Origin of the sequence: Spirillospora sp. NBC_01491 (assembly GCF_036227065.1) — a bacterium.
GTDB classification, from domain to species: Bacteria; Actinomycetota; Actinomycetes; order Streptosporangiales; family Streptosporangiaceae; genus Spirillospora; species Spirillospora xylanilytica.
This window is the reverse complement of record NZ_CP109432.1, coordinates 1447044-1468453: the sequence shown is the minus strand read 5'-3', so window position 1 is coordinate 1468453 and position 21410 is coordinate 1447044. Positions and strand designations below refer to the sequence as shown.

Annotated in this window: 19 protein-coding genes; 1 reads left to right on the top strand and 18 read right to left on the bottom strand. The window is 71.3% G+C overall.

The features are described 5' to 3' along the window. Positions 1–1207 precede the first annotated feature (1207 nt). The 6 genes from OHA34_RS07050 to OHA34_RS07025 all read right to left on the bottom strand — a co-directional run bounded on the left by OHA34_RS07050 (position 1208) and on the right by OHA34_RS07025 (position 7706). Positions 1208–1840 (bottom strand): sulfotransferase family protein, encoded by a 633-nt coding sequence (locus tag OHA34_RS07050; RefSeq protein ID WP_329521036.1) that lies wholly within the window; start codon positions 1838–1840, stop codon positions 1208–1210. 35 nt (positions 1841–1875) lie between these two features. Continuing rightward, complete coding sequence (locus OHA34_RS07045) at positions 1876–2916, bottom strand: type III polyketide synthase (protein ID WP_285940300.1); 1041 nt, start codon at positions 2914–2916, stop codon at positions 1876–1878. Between the two features lie 144 nt (positions 2917–3060). Continuing rightward, positions 3061–4548, bottom strand: a complete 1488-nt coding sequence (locus OHA34_RS07040; protein ID WP_285940299.1) for an arylsulfotransferase family protein — start codon at positions 4546–4548, stop codon at positions 3061–3063. A gap of 5 nt (positions 4549–4553) precedes the next feature. Beyond that, a complete protein-coding gene (locus tag OHA34_RS07035) occupies positions 4554–6044 on the bottom strand; it encodes a condensation domain-containing protein (protein WP_329521035.1) in 1491 nt (496 codons plus the stop codon). After that, positions 6041–6625 carry a hypothetical protein gene (locus OHA34_RS07030; RefSeq protein ID WP_329521034.1) on the bottom strand — a complete coding sequence of 195 codons (585 nt, stop codon included), beginning with the start codon at positions 6623–6625 and terminating at the stop codon, positions 6041–6043. The genes OHA34_RS07035 and OHA34_RS07030 overlap by 4 nt, the downstream gene beginning before the upstream one ends. Then, positions 6615–7706 carry a hypothetical protein gene (locus OHA34_RS07025; RefSeq protein ID WP_285940296.1) on the bottom strand — a complete coding sequence of 364 codons (1092 nt, stop codon included), beginning with the start codon at positions 7704–7706 and terminating at the stop codon, positions 6615–6617. Before OHA34_RS07025 ends, OHA34_RS07030 begins: the two co-directional genes overlap by 11 nt. Positions 7707–7994: 288 nt before the next feature. Here OHA34_RS07025 and OHA34_RS07020 point away from each other — a divergent pair, with 288 nt between their 5' ends. Continuing rightward, positions 7995–8729 carry a sulfotransferase family protein gene (locus OHA34_RS07020; protein ID WP_329521033.1) on the top strand — a complete coding sequence of 245 codons (735 nt, stop codon included), beginning with the start codon at positions 7995–7997 and terminating at the stop codon, positions 8727–8729. A gap of 46 nt (positions 8730–8775) precedes the next feature. On the opposite strand, the gene OHA34_RS07015 is transcribed toward OHA34_RS07020, so the two are convergent. The 12 genes from OHA34_RS07015 to OHA34_RS06960 all read right to left on the bottom strand — a co-directional run bounded on the left by OHA34_RS07015 (position 8776) and on the right by OHA34_RS06960 (position 21326). Then, the gene (locus OHA34_RS07015; protein ID WP_329521032.1) at positions 8776–9510 is read right to left on the bottom strand and encodes a 4'-phosphopantetheinyl transferase family protein; all 735 of its coding nucleotides are present in this window, start codon (positions 9508–9510) and stop codon (positions 8776–8778) included. Then, entirely contained in the window at positions 9507–10889 is a 1383-nt protein-coding gene (locus tag OHA34_RS07010) for an MATE family efflux transporter (protein WP_329521031.1), read from the bottom strand. The genes OHA34_RS07015 and OHA34_RS07010 overlap by 4 nt, the downstream gene beginning before the upstream one ends. Beyond that, complete coding sequence (locus OHA34_RS07005) at positions 10882–12045, bottom strand: acyl-CoA dehydrogenase family protein (protein WP_285940292.1); 1164 nt, start codon at positions 12043–12045, stop codon at positions 10882–10884. The genes OHA34_RS07010 and OHA34_RS07005 overlap by 8 nt, the downstream gene beginning before the upstream one ends. After that, positions 12042–12749, bottom strand: coding sequence for a hypothetical protein (locus tag OHA34_RS07000; RefSeq protein ID WP_329521030.1), 708 nt, complete (start codon positions 12747–12749; stop codon positions 12042–12044). The genes OHA34_RS07005 and OHA34_RS07000 overlap by 4 nt, the downstream gene beginning before the upstream one ends. Next, complete coding sequence (locus OHA34_RS06995; RefSeq protein WP_285940290.1) at positions 12746–13552, bottom strand: hypothetical protein; 807 nt, start codon at positions 13550–13552, stop codon at positions 12746–12748. The genes OHA34_RS07000 and OHA34_RS06995 overlap by 4 nt, the downstream gene beginning before the upstream one ends. 84 nt (positions 13553–13636) lie before the next feature. Next, positions 13637–13942: an acyl carrier protein gene (locus OHA34_RS06990; RefSeq protein ID WP_285940289.1), complete on the bottom strand. Its 306-nt coding sequence runs from the start codon at positions 13940–13942 to the stop codon at positions 13637–13639. Positions 13943–13984: 42 nt separating this feature from the next. Continuing rightward, positions 13985–15280 carry a type III PLP-dependent enzyme gene (locus tag OHA34_RS06985; RefSeq protein ID WP_285940288.1) on the bottom strand — a complete coding sequence of 432 codons (1296 nt, stop codon included), beginning with the start codon at positions 15278–15280 and terminating at the stop codon, positions 13985–13987. Further along, complete coding sequence (locus OHA34_RS06980; RefSeq protein WP_329521028.1) at positions 15270–16679, bottom strand: ATP-binding protein; 1410 nt, start codon at positions 16677–16679, stop codon at positions 15270–15272. Before OHA34_RS06980 ends, OHA34_RS06985 begins: the two co-directional genes overlap by 11 nt. An 8-nt stretch (positions 16680–16687) precedes the next feature. Beyond that, positions 16688–17620 (bottom strand): 3-oxoacyl-[acyl-carrier-protein] synthase III C-terminal domain-containing protein, encoded by a 933-nt coding sequence (locus OHA34_RS06975; RefSeq protein WP_285940286.1) that lies wholly within the window; start codon positions 17618–17620, stop codon positions 16688–16690. Next, on the bottom strand, positions 17617–17904 hold the full coding sequence (locus tag OHA34_RS06970; protein WP_285940285.1) for an acyl carrier protein: 288 nt from the start codon (positions 17902–17904) through the stop codon (positions 17617–17619). Before OHA34_RS06970 ends, OHA34_RS06975 begins: the two co-directional genes overlap by 4 nt. 66 nt (positions 17905–17970) lie before the next feature. Next, positions 17971–19644, bottom strand: coding sequence for an acyl-CoA dehydrogenase (locus OHA34_RS06965; RefSeq protein WP_329521027.1), 1674 nt, complete (start codon positions 19642–19644; stop codon positions 17971–17973). Further along, positions 19641–21326: an acyl-CoA dehydrogenase family protein gene (locus OHA34_RS06960; protein WP_329521026.1), complete on the bottom strand. Its 1686-nt coding sequence runs from the start codon at positions 21324–21326 to the stop codon at positions 19641–19643. Before OHA34_RS06960 ends, OHA34_RS06965 begins: the two co-directional genes overlap by 4 nt. Between the last annotated feature and the right edge of the window lie 84 nt (positions 21327–21410).

Genomic DNA, 21410 nt, shown 5'->3' with positions numbered 1-21410 from the left:
TTAGATGTCCCGTGGCTAACCTGTCGACACGGGAGGCGGGCATGGCTTCAGGCGGCTACGAGGGCTCTCTGGAGGCGGATTTCAACGGGCTGTTCTGCGCGCTGTTGCCGAGGCCGTACTGGTGGGCGCTGGAGAGGCTGGCGGACGCCCTGCTCCGTGCGACGGACTGGGGGCGGTCGTGCGCGGGGGCCGGCATGGGCGCGAGGACAGAGCATGATATACATCACATTCTGAAGGATCGCCCTTCCCTGGGATTCCCCGATGGACGGGCTGCACGAGGCGGCCCGTCCAGGGAAGGGGACCCGATGTCCGACGTCACACGCGACCGGAGGAACCCAGTCCGTGCCGGCCACCGCTCCCGCCACGTAAGCGCTGATCAGCCGGGATCAGGTGATCGCGAATGCTCTCACCCGGAACCCGCATACCTGGCGGCGCATCCCGGGCCGCCCTCTCGCGTCTCTCCGGCGTCCGGGGCAACGGAAAGACGTCGATGGGCATGGACGTCGCACACAACAAGCTCGTTTCGTCCAACGCAGGCAATGCGACCCCGAACGTCAGGAGGGTCGGCACGACCTGGATGGGTGACCTGGACGTCACTCCGGACAACCTGTTCGACAGCCGCAGCTCTTTCCCGCATGGGACAGCACGGTCTGCAAGGGCACGACGTCCTATAGCGTCCCCTGGACCCGTGCGTTCTATGACCGCAGGGACCTCGGTGTAAAGCCTCCGACGACGTGGGACGAGACCAGGCAGTGGGATTTCGACATCCCGCAGGTGGCTCAGGCCCTGGCACAGTGGCAGTCGTCCTACAAGGACGTCTTCACGTTCAATAAGGTGGACACGGGAACGTTCTCGCACATTTTCTTCAAGGGCCCAAACCGCCGTGTAGTACACCGGCCGCTGGGGGATCAACGCGATGAAGAAGGGCGGCGGGCCGGGTTTCGACAAGAAGTTCGACCCCCAAAGGACCGTCCGGTAACAACACCTCGCTCATGGGCGGCAGCGACCTGCTCGTGTTCGAAGCTCACGGAGACACCGGAGGAGTCCACCAGGCGACGGTCCGCGCCGCCCGTCAAACACGGTGCCCCACCATGATCTCCGGGAAGACTTCGACGATGCCGTAGGCCCCCTCGACGGCGGAGAACGCCGGTGCCGGCTCGGTCCGCACTACCCGGGGCATCTGCCGATCCTCTCGCCCGGGCTCGGGTCAGGCGGTGTGCTCATCCAGGAGGGATGCGAACTCTTCCTGGTCGTTGCGCCGGGGGAACGGTTCGTCGGGCACGGGCTTGTCGAGGAACGCGCACAACGGCTCCCACCCGTTGGCGGGCTCGAAGACGAGCAGCCGGTCGGCGGGCAGGTACTCCCGGACGGCGACGATGTGGTCGTTGAAGACGCGCAGCGCGTGGCCGCGGTCGCTGAAACGGCCGTCGAACAGCCCGTCCCACAACATCTCGCGGGACATTCTTCGCATATCGGCCAGGACGGGGGAGGCCGCGGGAGAATCGTCCATGGCGGCGCGGTAGATGGTGTTGAGGGCGCTCTCGTACCAGCGTTCCGGGTCGCGGACGCCAAGGATGACCTTCGCGTCGGGATAGTGGTCGGCGAGTTCGCGCCAGAAGCGAGCGCCCGGCCAGTCCACGGTGGAGCGGTAGCCGCGGTAGACACGGTCCCAGTCCACGGTGCCGTTTCGAGCCGCGGCGGTGCGCCAGAGGGGTACCTCGTCGGGCTTGTGGAGCATGCCGAGCATGTGGTGGCAGGGGCCGAACCCGAGCCGTTCCAGCGCGGCCTTCAACGACAGCGTTCCGGTGCGGCCGAATCCGGCACCGATGACTTCGAGCATGGGGATTCTCCTCCCAGTCAGGGACAGGGACAGGGTCAGGCGCCGCCCAGCAGTACAGACCAGATGGTGGCGCCCGGGCCGAACGTGAGGGCGACGCCGTACTGGCCGGGGGAGAGGGGGCGGGACTCCTGGAGGCGGCCGAGGACGGCCATGACGGCGGGCCCGGCGGTGTTGCCGTACTCGCGCATCACCGCCCGCGCCACGTCGGTGGAGTCGGCGGGCAGGTCGAGTTCCTCGGCGACCCGGTCGATGATGCGGCGCCCGCCGGGATGCAGCGCGAACCAGTGGATGTCAGCGCGCCGCAGGCCGTTGCGGGTGAGCAGCCGGTCGGTCGGTCCGGCCACGGCGGATGCCGTGATGTCGGGCATGGTCGGCGCGAGCCGGATGCGCACGCCGGATTCCCCGACGTGGACCTGGAGGTCCTCGGCGAACTCGGGAACGTACAGCATCTCGGTGTCGAGGATGTCCAGGCCGTGCAGGGCCGCCTCCCCGGGGCGCACGACGGCCGCGGCGGCGCCGTCCCCGAAGAGGGTGAGCACCACCGCCTGCTCCCTGTCGTACGGAGGGGCCTGCAGGTGCGGGGAGAACAGGTCGACGAGGAGCAGGACGGCCGGGCGGCCGTGCACCTCGACCCAGTTGCGGACGGTCGACAGGGCGGGCAGCGCGGCGTAGCAGCCCATCGGGCCGAGCGACTGGAACTCGGTGCCGGGCAGCATGCCCGTCTCGTGGACCAGCGTGTCCAGCCCGGGCGCGGAGTGCGTGGTGGTGGTCGCGGTGGCCAACAGGCCGATCTCGCCGGGGCTGAGCCCGGAACGGTCCAGAGCCCGGCCGATCGCCTCCCGGCCGAGAGCACGGGCCTCGGCCAGGCTCACGTCCATCCGGCGGGTGGTGCCCCAGTCGCTGGGATCGTCGATGACCGGATTGACCGCCATCCCCTTGGACTCGATGGCGGAGTTGCCGATGACCTCCACGACGTGGTGGCCGCCGGGCCGGTCGGCGAAGAGGTCCGCGAACTCCTCCATCTTGACCTGCGGTGGTGAGACGAACTCGATGGTGGTGATGCGTGCGGTGCGCATGACGACCTCTCAAAGTATGTCGAGTCGGGATCGAGCGTCCGGCCGGCCGGCCCTTCCTCCTGCGGGGCGGAGCGGCGGACGGACGTTTCGGCGCATCCGGGCGGACGAACTTGACAGGAGCGGTCGCCGCCCCGCGGAAAGGGCCTACCGGCCGGTGCGGGGAGCGGCGTTCGAGGAGCCCAGCGGCTTACCCTGGGCGTCCAACGCCTCGACCTTGACGTACGTGGCGGAGGTCGCGGCGGCGGGGAGCGCGATGGCGGTGTCGAGCCCGTTCCAGGCGGTCTCGGCGATCGGCTCCATGGCGTTCTGGGCCGTTCCGGCGTACAGGCGCCAGCGGGCGACGCCGGTTGCGCCGTTCCAGACGGCGTGCACGGTCCCGCCCTGGGCGACGGCGATCGGCGCCGATTCCGGCTTGGCGCGCCAGGGGGACCGGAAGATCCGGTACGTGCTCCAGTTCTTGTCCAGAGCGGCGTCGAACAGCAGCTTGCCGCCCTTGGAGAACTCGGAGATCCGGCCCGTCGGACCCCAGCTGACGGCCGTGTTGCCGTTCGGCAGGCCCTGCGCGTTGCCCTCCTGAATGGTGGACAGATGCTCGGGGTGGGTCACCTGCTTGACGAGCCTGGTGGTCTTGCGGCCTGGATTGACCTTGATCCAGGCGACCCGCGACTCGTACCCGTCCCACAGGAACAGGGTGCCGTTGTCGAACAGCTTGATCGTGTCCTTGCCCGCCCACACCGCGTCATGCTGCCAGGAGAACCGAACGCCGATGCCGAGCGGGAACGAGCTGCGGCGCCCGCCGAGCCGCCACTCGATCTTCCCCGTCTGCCGGTCGATCTTGAAGACGGTGGACACGAACCGGCCGGAGACCAGCAGGTCGCCTTCGGCGTCCTCGTCGATCGAGTTGATGTGGAAGTAGTCGTAGGGGGCGCCGTCGGGCCGCGCGGCGTACGGCAGGTCGGTCTCGCTGATCGGTACGTGGTCGAGGCTGCTCCATCGCCACAGCAGCCTGCCGGTGGCGATGTCGATCTCCTCGACGACGCCGTCGAAGACGGTGCCGTCCTTGGGGCCGCCGACCGCGGTGAGGTCGCGCTGCACCTGCGGGTACAGGGTGAGCAGCGCGGTGCCGCGTGAGGTGAGCCGGAACTCGTGCAGGTCGGCCGGGCCGCTGGAGCCCTTCACCGTGGCGATGACGCGGTAGTTCTCATCGGCGATGTACCCGACGCCGCGGCCCGCGCCGACGTTGACGTGCTCGCCCTGCCACCAGGTGATGACCTTGCGGCCCTGGTAGGTCTGTACGCGCAGGTCGGTGGCGATCTCACCGGCGGGGATCGGCCTGAACCACACCGGCCGGCCCTTCCCGTCGACGATCGTCGGGCCGTGCGGGACTGCGAGGTCGTTCGGGTTCTGCGGGGTGGTGAAGAACATGCCGGGCGCGGTGCCAGGACGATTGCGCAACACGTTCACCTTGGGCACCGGAGGGAGGCCCGAGGTGGGCGAGGCCGCGCCCGCGGGGACGGCGCGCACCGGAAGGGCGTGTCCGGATCCCGCGCCGCTCGGCGTCGCGAGGACGACCGTGAGGATCGCCGCGGCGCCGATCGCGGGGACGGACCACCGTGGCTTGGTGTGGATCACGCGGATTACTCCTTGGAACGGCCGGACGGACGCGTCCGGGTCTGCGGGTCATGGCAGAGGGGGAGGGGGGTGGCCGGGAGCCTCGGACCCGCAGTGGAACCTGCATGTCCGGATGGGCCCCCAGCGCCGGTGGCCGGCGCGCCAAGGGCCGTGGCGGGGTGCCGTTCGACGGGTTCGATCTCCGCCAGGCGCAGGTCACCGTCGACCAGCGAGAGCACGAGCCGTTCGATGCCGAACAGGAAGGCGCGGATGGTGGGCGGGGGCAGGTGGGCGGTGTCGGCCAGGAGACTGAGCCGGATCGCGGAGGTGTCCGTCAGGTCCTCGTGGACCTCGAGGAAGAACGTGACGCTGGCTCTGTCCCGTTTGCGTTCCCAATGGAACGTACTGGGGGCGGGGGGTACGGCGGGGAGGACGGCGAGGTCGCGCACCGGCGTCCACAGGTCGTTGAACGCGATGGAGAGATCGACCTTGGACGCGGCGACCAGGGCGGCGACCTCGTTCGCGTCGAACCGGCCGTTGCGCTGCACCCGCATGGACGCCGCCCACGTGTTCCGCACCACGTCACCGAAGGTCTCGCCGTTCAGGTCGATGACGGTCAGGACCTCCTGGGCCAGGTTCCCGACGGCGTGGCGGAGCATGGTGGAGATGCGATTGCCCGCCATGAGCCGAACCGGGCAGCGATCGTGGTCGGTGTGGCGGCCGAGGAGGACGGCTGCCGCGGCCAGCAGTACATGCGTGGGCCCGACCCGGTATCGCTTGGCGACGACGTCCAACGCGGTCGGAAGGGCCTGAGAGCGGATGCCGCCGCGCCAGTAGCGCGGTGTCCCGGACTCGTTGGGCGGTGCGGTGAACATGGTGGGCGGGGCCGCCGCCAGTTCCCGCCGCCAGTGCTCGAGGCCCTTGGCCAGCGCGCGCCGCCCTCGGGGTGAGCGTTCCTCCTCGGCGACGTCGACCGGTGCGGCGCCCGGTGGCCGGGCGAGCCGTCCTTCCAGGAGTTTCACCAGCTCGTCGGCGACGATCCGGCCGCTGATGAAGTCCGCGGCCAGATGCGACATCCAGAGCTGGAAGACGGTCGGCCTGCCGTCGAGCAGGCCGATCCGTGCACCGAAGGGGACCATGGTGGCGGGGTCGTGCGGGAGGCCCTCCGGGAACGGGGACCAGTCGCCCACGGCGTCCTCCGGGGTGAGCGTCGACAGGTCGACGAGCTCGACCTCCACCTCGCCCTCTGCGAGGACCTCCTGGACGAGGGTGCCGTCGTCGGCGAGACGGAACAGGGTGCGGAGGGACTCGTGCCGTCCGACCAGTGCACCAAGCCCGTCGAGGACCTCCGCGACGGTCACCCCGGCGGGCAGGATCCCGCCGGAGGTCATGTCGGTGAACGACGGCTCGCCCGGGCGGTGCGTCCGCAGCCAGAAGTCCCACTGGCCCACCGTGCAGGGCCTGGTGACGGCCCGGTCTCCCGTGAACGGGATCCGGCGCGGCGGATACTCGGTCATCCTTCTCCCCCGAACCGGCGGAGCAGCGCCGCCCTGCGCTCCGCCTGGTAGTGGGCGCCCATCCACGCGGGCAAGCGGGCGTGCGGGGACACGAAGTACGGGGCCAGCTCCTGGCGGCGCCGCGGCCGGCCGGCCCCGGCGCCGTGACTCCTGGTCGAGGCGGGGAGCGTGAGGTCAGGAGCGGCGGCGAGGCCGTTCACCCAGCGTTCGGCCAGGTCAAGTTGCCAGAGCGCCTTCTCAGGCGGGAGGTGCGTCAGCTCTGTCCAGGCCAGCGCCCGAGTGGCGAAACGTGCGCCACGCAGCTCGGGGAAGCGTTCCACAATGACCACGATGGGCAGGACGGCGCGGGCGGTGAGACGTTCACACGCCAGCATGGACAGCGCGGGCTCGTCGCCCGTGCCACGCATCGGTGCCGGCCAGCGCCGGTCTCCTCCGATCGCGCCGCAGACCGTGCAGGCGACCAGGCGCACCCGTACGGACGGGCCCGTTCCGCCGGTCGTCACGAACGGGGGGGCCATGAGTTCGCCGTGGGCCTCCCGGGCGGCCATGCCCGCCAGCAGGTCACGCAGCTCAGCGGACATGGGCACCGCTGTGAGCCGTGAGGGCGCACCGAACGGCGGCGACACCGAGGTCGATCAACGGATCCAGGTCGAAGGCCGCGCGGTCGGGCTCCGCGAGCCCCGAGTCGACCCAGGTGGAGACCGCCGCCCGGGTCAGCGGCCCGCCGCCGTGCGGCGGGGCCGGGACGGCGGCGCGGGCGACGTCGGCGCCGAGCAGGTACCCGGCGGCCCAGACCTCGGTGGCCACGGGCAGCAGCTCGGCGGGGAACACGCTCAGCCACGGCTCCGCCCGGCCGAGGATCTCCTCAGGCGCCAGGCCGGTGAGCGGGCACGCGTCGTACCAGTACCAGCCGAACTGGTGCTCCACAGGTTCCCCGTGCACGATCCGGATTCCGCAGCGGGAGTCGAGCAGCTCGACGGTGTACGGGCCCGGTTCGAGGCCGTTTCGCTGTCGCCAGTGCCCGTCCGGGACGGGGAGGTCCGGGGCGTGGACGGTGGCGTGGAAGCGGCCGTGGTGACCGACGATCGTCTCGTCGTGGCCGTGGTCGAGCAGGTGCGGCACGGTGGCGACAACCGGGATCCCCTGCTTGCGGCAGAAGACGACCACCATCTCGTCGTCATCCTGCACGTCGTCGGGGATGCCCGTCAGGAAGGCGGCGAGCCGACCGGCCTGGTCCACGGGGAGGACGAAGCCCTGGGTGGGCGTCCACTCCGCCGGCGAGAGCGGCGCGTAGGCGCGGTCAGCGACGGTGGCGCGCCGGGCGAGGTAGGAGTTCTGCGGGCTGTCCCAGTGGGAGTACATCGCGATGCCGTGCTCGGGGAGGGCCGTCACCGCCTCCCACAGGTGCCGCACGAAGTCCGGGACCGGAACGGCGTCGTCCTGGAGGACCAGGTGGTGCGTCGCGCCGTCCTCGATGTCCGCCCAGGCTCGCTTCGCAGTGCGCAGCGGGCTTGGCGGGCCGTCCGGAACGGGGTCGGGGACGATCCGGGGCCGCAGCGGCGCGAACGCCGCCAGGACCTTCGGCAGCCGGTCCGCACGGCGTGGATGGTGCATCATCACGACGCTGAACCGGACCGGCGCTGTCCTCGAATTGCCTGCCATGGGGTCTCCCCGTTCCGCCCGGTGGTCGTGAGAGGCCGCTCCCCGGGCGACCGCATCGCCATCCTGGAGCCGGCGCGGGCGCTGGTGAATACCCGTGCGGCCACGCCAATGACCGGACGGGCGACCGCGCCCGATGGGCATGCCCGTCTTATTGGCTACTTGGCCTGGAATGCCTGGTGACCGGATCGAGAACGCCACGCGGCCCTTGCAGGTATGCCCGTGTGCGCATGGTGAACGTCCGGTCGTTCGGGGCTGACCGGGGACGGGAGCCGGATCAATACTCGATGGGTGAACGAGACGGAGAACGCCGCCCCGACGATGTTGTTCGTCGGGGGACTGCACAGAAGCGGAACGACTCTCTTCGCCTCGCTTATGGGCACCCATCCGGAGATCAGCGGATTCCGTCACACCGGTGCGCCCGAGGACGAGGGCCAGCATCTCCAGACGGTGCTTCCCATCGACGAACACCACGGCGGCCCGGGGAGGTTCGCGTTCGCTCCGGACGCCTACCTCACCGAGTCGTCTCCGTATGCCTCGGTGGAGACGGCCCGGCGGCTCCGCGCTCAGTGGAATCGGTACTGGGACCTGTCGAAACCAATTCTTCTGGAGAAGTCACCACCCAACCTGATCCGGTTCCGACTTCTCCAGGAGCTCTTCCCGAATTCGAAGTTCATCCTGATGATGCGCAACCCGGTCTCGGTCACGCTCAGCACCCGTAAGTGGAGCCCGTCATTGTCGCACCGCGATCTCGTGAGGCACTGGCTCCATGCCCACAAGATCGCTTTCGAGGACGCGCGGTCACTGCGGTACTTCATGACGGTCCGCTACGAGGACCTGATGGAGGACCCGGAGAGGACAATGGAATCCGTGGCGTCGTTCCTCGATATTCCCAACGCGTTCGCTACCACGCAGATTGCGCCCTTCCTGGACGGCCGCTACGCGGCCCAGTGGAGTGCCGAGGTCGACCGGGCGGTCCTCGACGACCTTCGGGACGCCGTGGCGGATCGCGGCTACACCCTCTGACGCGATACTGCGACAAGCCACCGCGGCGGCCGCCCGGCCGCCGCGTTCACGTTTCCGGTAGTGGCGCACGAAAGGACGCCCTGACGGTGACCATCGGCGCCCGTCGTCCCTCGACGGCCACCGCCGCCGCGTATTCGCCGGGCATCGGCAGATCCTGGACGGACCAGGTCCCCGCGATCGTCCCGGTGGGATCGCGCACCACGATGGCGCCGGACGCCGCGCCGGACCCGCTCGTGGCCACCGGGAGGCGCAGCCCCTGGACCACCCGTCCCCCTGCCGCCTTGACCACGGCCTCCTTCCGGGTCCAGAGCCGCAGGAAGGCGGCCCGAGCCTGGGACGGGCCGGCCCCGGCGACCATGTCCGCCTCGGCCTCGGGGAAGTACCGGGCGGCGAACGACCGGACGGGCATCCCGGACCGTGGCAGGTCCACGTCGACCCCGACCTCGCCACGGGTGGTCACCGCCACCAGGCCCAGCTCTCCCGCGTGCGAGAGGTTGAACCGGAGGTGGCTGTCGGTCCCGGCGAGCCTGGGTTTCCCGTGCGGACCCCGCGTCCAGCGCAGGTCCTCGGGCGGCTCCCCGAGATACCCCCCGAGAATCCGCCGTAGCGCACCGTGGGCGACGATGAACCGACGTCGTTCGGCGTCGGAGCGGCTGCGGCGAAGACGTTCCACCTCCTCCTCGCTCAGGGTTCCCCGCAGCCGCGACACGGTGGGTGGCGGCAGCTCCAGGGGAACCGTCCAGACGTCCACAGCACCGTTGTCCGGTATGGGTTCGCTCACCGGCCGCCCTTGCCAAGGTCCAAGCGGGCGCGGGGTTCGGGCGCGCTCGGTTGGCTTCGGCTCAGGCCGCGGACGAATCGGATCGCCACGACGACTCCCGCGAGGCCTGCGAGGTTGAGGAGCGCGATCGTCATGTACAGGGCGCCGGGGTCGTCGAGCCGTCGGGCCAGCAGGCCGCCCACGCCGATGATTCCAACCGTGTAACCGGTGTTCAGGCCGAGGGCGACGAGGCCGCCGCCGACCTGTTCGATGGCCGTGACCGCCACCAGCACCATCCCGAAGACCAGGTAGGTCGGGGCGACCACGCCGAGATAGCGGACGCCTTCCTCCGCCACCTGGGTGTCCCCTGCCATCAGCCGGCCGATGACGTCCCGGCCGAGCCAGACGGCCGGGACGAGTGCTGCGTACACCACGAAGGTGACCCGGAGCCCGGCCCGCAGCGTGCCGTCCAGCCACGGCAGCCGCCCGGCGCCGCGGTGCTGGTTCATGATGATCGCGGTGGCGGAGCCGAGCGCGATCGCCGGGATGATGACCAAGCTCTGCACGGCGACCCCGACCGCGAACCCGTCGCGGATGTTCCGGCCGAACGGGCTGAGCACCCACAGCAGGGCCAGGTTCATCGCGAAGAGCACGAGGTAGGAGACGCCGACCGGGAGCCCCACCGACAGCAGTCGCCGAAGGGCGTCCGGCCGCCACCCGAGCGGCCGTCCCCACAGGCCCGCGCGGCGCAGGTGCGCCAGACCGAGGAGGGTCCCGGACAGGCCGGCAAGGGCCGTCGCCACCGGCACCGCCATGATCCCCAGGCCGGTGCCATGGCCGAGGGCGGCGACGCCGGCGATCTCCACGACCGCGTTGGTCAGCGTGATCGACGCCGCCGCCCGGGCTCGGCCCGTTCCGCGCAGGCAGGACGCGGCCAGGACCGATCCGGGCAAGGTGAGGTTGGCGGCCGCCATCCAGCGCAGGAACGCCTCGAACTGTGGCCGTACCTCCGGCTCCACCTGGAGCGCGTCGGTCAGGGCGGGTGCCGCCACCGCCAGTAGCGCGCCGATCACCACCCCGATCCCGACCCAGACCCGCAGCAGGCTGACCGCATGTGCGGGCACGTTCCGGTCGGTCCCCTGCCCGCGGTGGAAGGCGGCCCCGGCCTGGTTGCTGAGGTCGAAGGCCATCTGCACCGCGAGGAAGAGGAAGGCCAGCGGCGTATAGAGAGCCCGGACCGACATCTCGTCGGGGCCCAACCGGGAGACCAGGGCCAGCACCACGGTCGGCACCAGCACCCCGGCCGTCCCGGCCAACGTCATGGGTCCGGCGAGCCGCATCACGTCCCGGCGTAGCCGCCGGTCCGCGGATCCCGCCGGACCGGGATCGGTGTCAGGCACGACGCAGGCGTCCCTGGAGCAGGCCGGTGAAGAGATTGAGCTTCTGGATGTTGCCGGTCCCCTCCATGAACTCGACGGCGCGGGCGTCCCGGGCGAGCTTGTCCAGTAGTGGATGCTCCAGACGGGCACCAGGCCCGAAGAAGCCGAGCGCCTCCATGGTCGCGTCCTCGGCGAGCCGGGACGCCTTCGCCTTCGCGGCGGACGCCAGGTAGCCCGCGGCGGGGTCGTTCTCGTCGACGGCGCGGGCGGCCCGCCAGATCAGCTGGCGGACGCCGGTGATGCGGCGACCGAGGTCGTCCAGGCGCTCCCGATCCCAGGCAGGGAGGCCGGGCCGGTTCTCCCGGACGTACTCGTACGCGGACCGGGCGATGCCCAGCCCGAACGCGGCGACGCCGGGGCGGAGCCGGTTCAGTCCCTGGACCGCACTCCACATGCCACGCTGGGTGGGCCGCAGGTGCCGCCCGAGCACGTTGTCCGCGGCGATCCGCACGTTGTCGAGCGTCATCGCCGTGATGCGCAGCCCGCGCAGTCCGATGGTCTCCAGGGGCTCGGCGGTGAACCCGGGGGCGGACGCCTCGGTGAGGACCGCGGTGACGCCGAGCGGGCCGGGCCGGGTGCGGGCGAAGACGACGCCGATGTCGGCGCGGGCGGCGTTGCCGATGTAGCGCTTGGCGCCGTTCAACACGTAGCCGTCGCCGTCGTCGGCGGGGGTGAGGGTGGTCTCCATCGCCCCGGCGTCCGAGCCGCGGGCGGGCTCGGTCAACGCGAAGAACGTCCAGGTGGGGCGTTCGAGGATGCGGCTGTAGAACCACTTCTTCTGCCGCTCGTCGCCCAGCGAGTCGATCAGCACGCCCGACATCACCGGGCCCGGCGCGGCCAGCAGCATCCCGGCGTCGCCGACCGCCACCTCCTCGGCGAACACGACCCGTTCCAGGGTCCCGGTGCCGTAGAACCGGTGCCCGTCGATGACCACGGGGTCGGGGTTGTACTCCGGGGGGAGCGGCATCCGGGTCAGGTACGACACGATCCCCACGTCGAGGTGGCGGTAGATCGCATCGGGGTCCCCGTCCAGCTCCAGGGCCAGCGGCTTCAACTCCCGCGCCCACTCCCGGGCGCGCAGCCGGATCGCCTTCGTCCGATCATCCAGCTCGATCATCGTGATCCCCTTTCCGGGGCGTGACCGACGTAGACGTCCGCGAGCAGTTCCGACACCCGGGCGATCTGGCCCGGGCCGTCGGCCAGGAACCCGGAGGCGCCCAGCAGGCGGAGCAGCATCTGGTCGGCTCGGGTGATCTGGGCGTGCAGGTGCGCCACTGCGGCGTCGTCGAGGTCGCCGGGGGCGGCGCCGCCCAGCATGGTCTCGATCTCCAGATGCTCGATCGCCACCTCGGCGAGCGCCCCCTTGACCATCTGCTGGTTGAGTAGGGTGCCGCCACCGACGGTTCGGCCGCCGAGGTAGACCATGCAGGCATCCATCAGCCGGTCGGAGAGGCCTAACCGCACCCAGGCCAGGCCCAGCGTCCAGGCTCGGACCGGTGCCTCGGGGGCGTCGGGCAGGGCCTCACCCCGGTTGCGGAGGGCGACGAGGGCGCCGCCGGACACGGTGATCTCGGTCAGCACGTCCTCGCGGTCCGCTGCGCGGGGGACCACCCGACCGTTGGCCCAGGCGACATCGCAACCGTCGGCGACGGCGGTGGGGACCAACGCGTGCCCGCCCGGGCCGCACGGCAGGGCCCCCGCGCAGACGGCCGCCCGCAGCTCGGTCAGCGCGGGAACGACGCCCGCACCGCGCGCGGTCCCCCGCAACCTCGCCCACGTATCCGTGACCGCCTCGACGACGGCGGCCTCCCGGCTCGTCATAGATCCTCCTCCAGTTCCATCGTGCTGAGGCACAGGTAGCGCTGGACACGGTCGTAGTCCGCGACGACCAGCCGTTTCCGCCCGCTTGTGGCCAGGCGCGGCAGCGCGTCGGCGAGCGCGGACCACGGCCCGGTGCAGGGACGCCCCTCGGGCGCCCTGATCACCTCGGCGAACCGTCCCGGCACGATCCAGTCCGGCTCGATCCCCTCCCCGGCCACCAACACGACGGACGTGCCGCCACCGGCGTTGAGCAGGGCGGGGACCTCGCCGGGGCTCACGTCGGTGCGCTGACGGGTGGTCGGCTCGCCGGCGGGGCCGGTGGGGCCGAGGACCAGGCCGACCGCGCTGTCATGATCGGGGACGCCGTCCGCGCCGGCCGTGTCGTAGGGGAAGCTGCGCTGGTCCAGGATGACGACCAGGGCGTGGCGGAAGGCGTCGGCACGGGCGTACTCGGTGACCAGGCGCAGGGCTGTGAAGGGCCCGGCGGTTCCCTGGTCGGAGACGTTGAACGCCAGCGCGTCGCCGGGGGCCGCGTCGGCGAGGTAACAGGACGGCGACCGGCGGGGGTCGGCGTCCGGCACGCTGTTGACCACCAGGATCATGTCCAGTGGTCCCTCGAACGGCTGGAGAGCCTCCAGCAGGGCCTGGCTCATCTCGGTGAAGGTGTTGCGTCGGCCCCGGGCCAGCAAGCCGGGGCGGAACTCCATCTGGTACGGGCGGGTCAGATCCGCCTGCATCCGTTCCAGGCTCGGCTCCATCGGGTCGGGCAGGAACGGCCTGCCCGACCCGAACGTCAGGCTCACCAGCCTCGACAGGCGCAGTGGCGTCCGCCCCCCCGGCGCCGCGACGGGCGCTGGACCGGGGGCTGTGGCGAGGTACATGGGCGGCTAGGCCCCGGCCAGGTCGGGCACCTGCTCGACCACCTGCACCTCGACGAACGCGGCGAGAGTGCCCACCGACTCGAAGTGATGCTGCTCCAGCGAGTCGGTTTCGAACTCGATCCCGAGCTCCTCCTCGATGGCCATGAGCAGCCCCAGCACCGTGGTGGAGTCGAGGCCCAACTCGTCGAAGAGGGTGCTGCCCTCGCCGATCGTGCCCGGATCGAGCTGGGTCGCCTCGGCGAGCGAGGTCACGATCGTGCCGACCACCTGGCCGTGCAGGCCGGTGGCATTGCCCGGCGCCGTGTTCTCCATCAGAAAGGTCACCTTTCGTGTGTCGTGGTGGTGGGGACGGGGTCAGGGGGCGACGTCGGCCGCGTTCCGCGCGGCCGGGTCGAACAGGCGCTGGCGGGCCATGAGGTCCTCCGGCAGGTCGCGGTCGCGGACCAGATGCGGCCGGCCCTCGTGGACGAGCACCTCGGCGGGGTAGCCGTGGCTGAGGAACAGCACGGGTGAGGCGGTCGGGCCGTACGCCCCGGACCGCAGCACCCCGATCAGGTCGCCGGGCCGCACCGGCGGGAGTGCCACCTTCTTGCCGAGGGTGTCGTTCGGCGTGCACAGCGGCCCGGTGACGTTCCAGTTCTCGGTTGCGGGCTCGTCGAGCCGGTTGAGCACCGCCATCGGGAAGTTGCGCTTGGCGAACGAGCCGATGCCCACGGCCGCCATGTGGTGGTTGGTGCCTCCGTCGGCGACCGCGAACCGCTCGCCCATCGAGGTCTTGACGTAGCGGACGCCGACGACGTAGGTGCCGGACTCGGCGGTGAGGTACCGCCCCAGCTCCATGATCATTCGGGTGCCGGGGTGCCTGTCGGCGAAGCCCGCGATGACGGGGTCGAGCTTCTCGGTCAGCACGGCGGGGTCCAGGTCGGTCTCACCGGGGAAGTAGCCGACGCCCAGCCCGCCCCCGACGTCGACCATCCGCAGCGTGATGCCGAGGTGCGCCGCGACCCGTTCGGCCAGGTCGAGGATGCGGGTGGTGTTCTCGACCACGACGTCCTCCTCGAGGATGCGGGTGCCCATGTAGACCTGCACCCCCATCAGGTCGACGCCGGGGTGCCGTTCGGCCAGATCGGTCTCGGCGAACACCTGCTCCTCGTCGATGCCGAACTGGCGGGGTTTGCCGCCCATCGCCAGCCCGGACCGCTTGACCGCGAAGCTCGGGTTGACCCGCAGCGCGACCGGGGCCCGCACGCCGCGGCTCCGGGCCAGCTCGTCCACCAGCGCCAGCTCGGGGAACGACTCGCAGACGATGGCGAAGACGCCCTCGTCCAGGCAGGCCGCGAGCTCCTGGCGGCTCTTGCCGGGGCCGAGGAAGATGATGTCCTCCGGCGCGACCCCGGCGCGCCGGGCGGTCCGCAGCTCCACCAGCGAGGAGATCTCCGCGCGGGCGCCGAACGAGTGCAGCAGCGAGCAGATCGATACGTTGGGGTTGGCCTTGAGCGAGTAGAAGATCTCGATCGCCGGGTGCAGCCGGTCGCGCAGACCGTGGAACCGGTCGTGCAGGACCTGCCCGTCGTAGACGAAGAACGGCGTGCCGTACCGCCGGGCGAGGTCGGACACCGGGATGCCCTGCACGTGCAGTTCACGCGACATCGGGTGAGCTCCTTTCTCCGAGGGCCGCCAGGCGGCGGCCGATCTCGCCGTCGAGTGCCGTCATCCGCTCCGCCGAGGGGGCGATGACCACGCCGTACAAGCGGCCGGCGAACGGCCGGTCCGTCGCGTCGGCGGGCTCCGCGCTCGCCGGTGCCGCCGCGTTGGCGGTGGCGTGGTTGTTGACCAGTAGCCCGGTGCCGCCGGGGGCGTCGAACAGCAGATCTCCGAGCACGTCGCGGAGCGACCTGAACGGCAGCGGCCGGGTGAGCCGCAGCGGATACTGCCGGACGAGCGCCGTCGTCCCCGCAGCCGCCCGTTCCCCCAGGAACGCCTCTTGGATGGCGGTCTGGTAGGTCGACATGTTGTTCCGGGCGTTGATCTCGACGACCGGGTAGAGGCCGCCGTCCGGGTCGACCATCGCGTCGACGCCCACGACCCCGTAGTAGCCGTCCGCGGCCAGCGACTCGCCGAGGCGGCCGGAGACGTCCTTCAGCTCGGAGACCTGGCGTTCGGTGAGCCGCGCGGGGATCCGGTGGCCCTTGTGCACCCCCCTCTCGGTGAGGGCCTCCTTGACGAAGTCGAAGCGCACGCCGCCATCGCGGCCGACGGTGAACTGGTAGTTGAGATCGGCGCGTTTCTCGACCCACTCCTCCACGACCAGGCCGAGCCGGCCGCCGGCCGCCTGCCCGGCCCTCTTGGTGATCATGCGGAGCAGCCGGTCGAGCCGCCGTTCGCCCTCGACGAGCTCGATGCCCTTGCCGGAGACGCCGTAGGCGTCCTTGACGACGACCGGACGTCCGGCGGCGAGCACGGCGCGGGCGGCGGTGAACGCCTCCTCGAGCCCGGCGACGTCGTCGCAGGTCCAGCCGCGGGCCTGCCGGATGCCGAGGGCGTCGGCCAGCCGCCGACTGTAGATCTTGCTGTTGACGGCCTTGCAGGTCGCGGCGGACGGTGCGGCGAGCGCGATCCCCGCCGTGGCGGCGAGCCGTTCCTCCAGCTCCGAGACCCCGTGGGCACTGAGGGCCGCGCCCTCCGCGCCCAGCACGCCCAGTTCGGTGAGCAGCGCCGGGTCGGCGAGCGCGTCCTCGGTGACCAGGTTGCGCGGGTCGTTGCGGGCGACGGGGAGGATTCCCGGCAGATCGAAGCCGAGGTCCTCCAGGTAGGCCAGGAAGTCGGAGTCGGGCGCGGTCTTCAGCACGACGTGGTCGCTCTTGCCCGCCAGGAGGAGCGCGAACTCGTCCATCCGGTTGACGATCACGCTGTCGGACCCGAACGCGAGGCGGGGCAGGCCGGTCTCACCGCGCGCCCACTGGTCCTCCACCTCGAAGTTGCCGAGGAGGACCAGGCTCGTGTCGGGCGCTCCGGTCAGGGCCGACTTCAGCCGTTCGTTGAAATCCATGTACATCCTCAGTGCTCGAAGACCATCGCCGAGAAGGTCGCCCCGAGCCCGACCGTGGTCAGCAGGTAGCGGTCTCCGGGCCGGAGCCGGCCGAGTTCGACGGCCGTCTGGTAATTGATGAAGGGGTCCGCGCAGAAGCAATGACCCGTGACCGGGACGTTGTCCAGGAACACCCGGTCCAGCGGGAGCCCGAGGCTCTTGGCGAGCCGGACCCACGACACTCGGTTGACGTTGTGGGGGAGGACCAGGGCGATGTCGTCGAGCGTCAGCCCCGCCGTGTCGACGGCGGCGAGCATCGACTCGGCCAGCGCGCCGGCGTAGATCCGTTGGAACTCGGTGAACAGCGCGTCGGTCAGCGACAGGCATTCATAGAACCGGCCGTGCGTGCGCGCGGCGTACCCCAGCATCCGGTCCCGGGCGCCGCGGATCCCGACCAGTACGGCGGCGGCGCCTTCGCCGTTGATGGCGGTGCCCGGAACCGTCTGCGCGGCGAGCGTGAACGTCTTCTCCCCGGTGAGGATCAGTGCGAGGCCGTCGGGGTCGCCGTCGGCGCGCAGCAGCTTGCCGCACAGGTCGACCGCGAGGAGCCCGGACGCACATGCGTGGTGGGTCAACGCGAACGCCTGCGCGTGCCGCAGCCCGAGCGCGTCCCGCACCTCGTGGATGGGATTGACGGGGTGCGGGACGACGACCGGCATGGTCCGCGCCTGCACCACGTACCGGACATGGTGCTCCCGGCCGCGTAGCGCGTCGAGCTTCCCTGCGGCCGACAGCAGCAGGTCGGTGAGGGTCCCCTCGGGCTCCCGCCGGACTTCCGACAGCCCGTAGAACCGCCGGAACACCTTCAGCTCGTCGGCGCTGAGCCCCAGCTCCTCGGCCATGTCGGCGATCGGCACCACTCCGGGCGGCAGATACGTCGCCACGGCCTCCAGCGATGTCATCCGGCGTCCATCCGCCGGCTGGAACCGCCCAGCATTTCCTCGACGTGCGCGATCAGCGCCTCGATCGTCGGATGGTCCCAGACGACCGTGGGCTCCAGGACGACCCCGAGGTGGTCCTCGAGGTCGCCGCAGAGGCTCAGCGCATAGACGGAGTCGAGGCCGTAGTTGGTCAGGCTGACCGACGGGTCGATGTCGGCGGGCTCACGCCGGGCGTAGTGGGCGACGCGTTCCCGCAGCCAGCTCCGAAGGCTCGGCTCCATCGGGGCGAGCTCAGAACCATGCATCTCAGTCTCCTTGTCATGACGGGCGGAGCCGCCCAGGGGGCACCGTCGCAGCGGTCATCGGTGGTCCTAGAGGCCGAACAGGCCGAAGCCGCCGCCCCGGCGGTGCCGGGCGAGGACCTCCGCCGCCAGCGCTTCATCGTGGTGGCGGGGTCGTGGTCCGGGGTCGCGGCCCAGCCGTCCGGCGATGCGGCGCAGCGCGGCCGTCACCCATTGCGGGTCGGCGAGGAAGCCCTCGCTCCGATCCCTGCTGTGGAGCCAGACGTTCACGCAGGCGGTCGCGGCCAGCACCGCCGCGTACCGGGCGGGCAGCTCCAGGACCTCCGGAGGGGCGTCCACGGTGAGGTCGCGGGGGGCCAGCGCGGCGCATTCGAGGCCGAGGGTGCCGAGTTCGTTCGCGGCGACGAGCAGGTGACGGCGCAGGTCGGCGGGCACGTCCGGAGCGTCGAGGGCCGCCGTGAGCGCGGCGCTGTGGCTGTCGCGCCCGCCGGACGACAAAGTGAGCCGGTCGAACGACAGCGGCGGCAGCGGCCCGCCGGGCCGGTACACCTCGGAAGGCGGCGCGTCGCCGCCGCGCCACGCCTTGCGGGCGAGCCGGGGCAGTTGCGGCAGGACCGTGCCGAGGCAGGTGGCCCGCGCGGAGTGCCCGAAGCTCGCCGGGGGCAGGTCCCGCAGGTGCTTCTGGAAGATGCCGTACTCGCCGTCGCGAAGGTAGAACTGCGCACCCAGGACACGGGACAGCTCGTAGACGGCGTCCGTCAGCAGCGTCGCGATGAAGTACTTGCTCGCCGAGGCGTACAGGCTCGTCTCGTCGGGCAGGAGGTGCACCGAACGCGCCGTCACCGTGGCCAGGCACTCGCAGATCAGCAGGTCGACGAACGCGTCGGCGAGAATCGATCGGATGTGCGGCATGTCCGCCAGTGATCGCCCGTACAGCATGCGCGCGTCGACGAACCGGGCCGTGACATCCAGTCCGGCTTCGAGGATTCCGGTGGCCATCGCCGGCAGCACGGTGCGGGTGATCTGGAACGAGCGCAGCGCCGTCTCGACTCCGTGCCCGGGCACGCCGAGGACGGCGTCCGCCGGGACCGGGCAGTCGCGGAACTCCAGGCCGCCGAGTTGCACCCCGCGCATGCCCGAGGTGGGGAAGCGCGGCAGGTCGCGGAACGCACCCGCGGGCAGGTCGGCCCGTTCCGCCAGGAGTTGGGAATGGCTGCGGCTGCCGGGCTCGGAGGACGTGCGCGCGAAGAGCACCATGGCCTCGGCGCGCCCGGCGTTGGCGATCACTTCCTTCCGCCCGTTGAGGCGGAGCACGCCGTCCGGGCCGGGCAGCGCGGACAGGTCGTTCCCGGCGAAGTCGTTGCCGTGGGCGAGCTCGTGGTACCCGGCCGCGACCCGGCCGCCCGCGAGCAGCAGGTCAGCGACGCGGCGCCGCTGGCTTGCGTCGCCGGCGGCCCAGACGTTCACGGCGGCGATGAGGCTGCTCACCCCGTACCCCAGGCCCAGGGCGGGGTCACGGCGGAACACCGGCCGCATCACCTGGATCAGGTGGTCGAGGCGGGCCAGCCGTCCGCCGAGGTCGACTGGGACGAACTCGGCGTTCAACCCGACGGCGTCGAGGACCTGCTCCCCGGCGGCGAACGTCTCGCCGCGCTCGTCGGCGGCCAGCACGGCGGCGTGGCCGGTCGGGTTACCGGAGTCCCACGGATCGCCGAAGCGGCGTTCCAGTTCGGTGGCGATCACCGGACTCCCTTCGTGGTGGGCGGCCCGACGGAGGCGCCGGAGCGCAGCGCGTCGAAGAGCCGGTCGAAGACCTCCTCGTCGGTGGGCATCTCGGCGGGGCGCAATGACCGCAGGATGTGGACGAGGCACGCCTCGAGCCAGAGCTCGTCGTGGCCGGAGCGGAGGTTGTGCAGCCAGACCCTGAGCGCGGCGGCGCCGGCGAAGCACAGTTCGAACCGGCGGGCGAGCGCGAACGCCTCCGGCGGGGCGAACTGGGAGGAGGGCGGGAATTGCGCCAGTTCCTCGTGGAGGAGGTCGCAGTGGGCGGACAGCTCCTCCGCGAGGCCGGCGAGCCGTGCGGACGCGTGCCCGGCGACCGCCAGGGCGCGCAGGTCGCGCGCGGCGGAGACCAGCCCCTGGGTGAGGCCACAGCCGCCCTGTGCCATCAGGCTCAGCCGGTCCAGCTCCGGGGCCGGCAGCGGCGCCGTGAGATCGGCGGCGTGCTCGACCCCCGCCGGGTCCGCCGTGGCGGCCGCGTGGCAACGGGCGAGCAGCGGGAACTGGTTGATCAGGGCGTGCCGGCTGACGAACGTGCTGCCGTCGAAGATGCCGACCACCCGGTGGTCTCGGTCGAGCTTCTGGAACGCGCCGTGCTCGTGGTATTCGGTGAGGAAGCCCCGGACCCCGAGCAGCTCCCCGCACGTCATGATCAGCTCGTCGGCGCGGGACGGGACGTACGCCTTGGCCACCGCCGAGATCACGCTCGTCTCCTCCGGCGCGGTGTGCAAGGCGCGGGCGGCGAACACGCTGACGATCTCGGCCGTGAAGAGCGAGGCGTACGCTCGGCCGAGCGTGCGCCGAACGTGCGGCAGATCGACCAGCGTGCGGCCGTACAGTCCGCGCCGCGCGGCGTGCTCGACCGCGAGCCGGAGCGCCTGATCGGCGGCCCCGAGCGACAGCGCCGTGCACACGGTCCGGGTGAGTTGGAGGGCTTTGAGGACCGTCTCCAGCCCACCGCCCTCCACCCCGACCAGCGCGTCGGCCGGAATGGGGCAGTCGTCCATCCCGAATCCGCTGATGTCGGCACCCCGGATGCCGTGGGTGAGCACCTTCGGCAAATGCCGGTACCGATCGCGCGGTAGCCGCCGCTTGTCGACCAGCAGCAGGCTGAACCCGCGCGGACCGCCTTCGGGACGGGTCCGGACCAGCAGGCAGATCAGGTCACCCCGGGTGGCGTTGTTGATCAGCCACTTCTCGCCCTGAACGCGGTAGCCACCCGCCTCGGTCGTGGCCGCCATCGTGCCCGCGAGCAGGTCGCTGCCGTGACCGCGTTCGGTCAACCCCCACGCGACGGGCGCGCCCGCGACGATGTCGGCGCCGAGCGCGCGGGCCTGCTCGGGACGGCCCGCGAGCCATACACAGGCACCACCCAGGAATGTCTTGCCGTGCCCGATCGCCACGGTCAGGTCGCGACGAGCCACCAACCGCAGCGCCGCCAGCAGCTCGTCGTAACGCGCGAGCGCCCCGCCATGCTCGACCGGAACGTAAAGCCGGGGCATCCCCAACCGATCGAGCTCCTGACACATCTCGGCGGGGAACTCCTCCCGGCGATCCGACTCCGCACTCCGAGCGAACGACAACGGCGCAGCCGGATCGAAGGGATCACCGAGTGCCCGATCGAACTCCGCGAGATCGACCGTCATAGCGATGACGACGCGCGCCGAGTGCGCTGCAGGCGCGGTGGAGGCCGCAGGCCCGGTGGGCACGACGGACATGACCGGAACCGC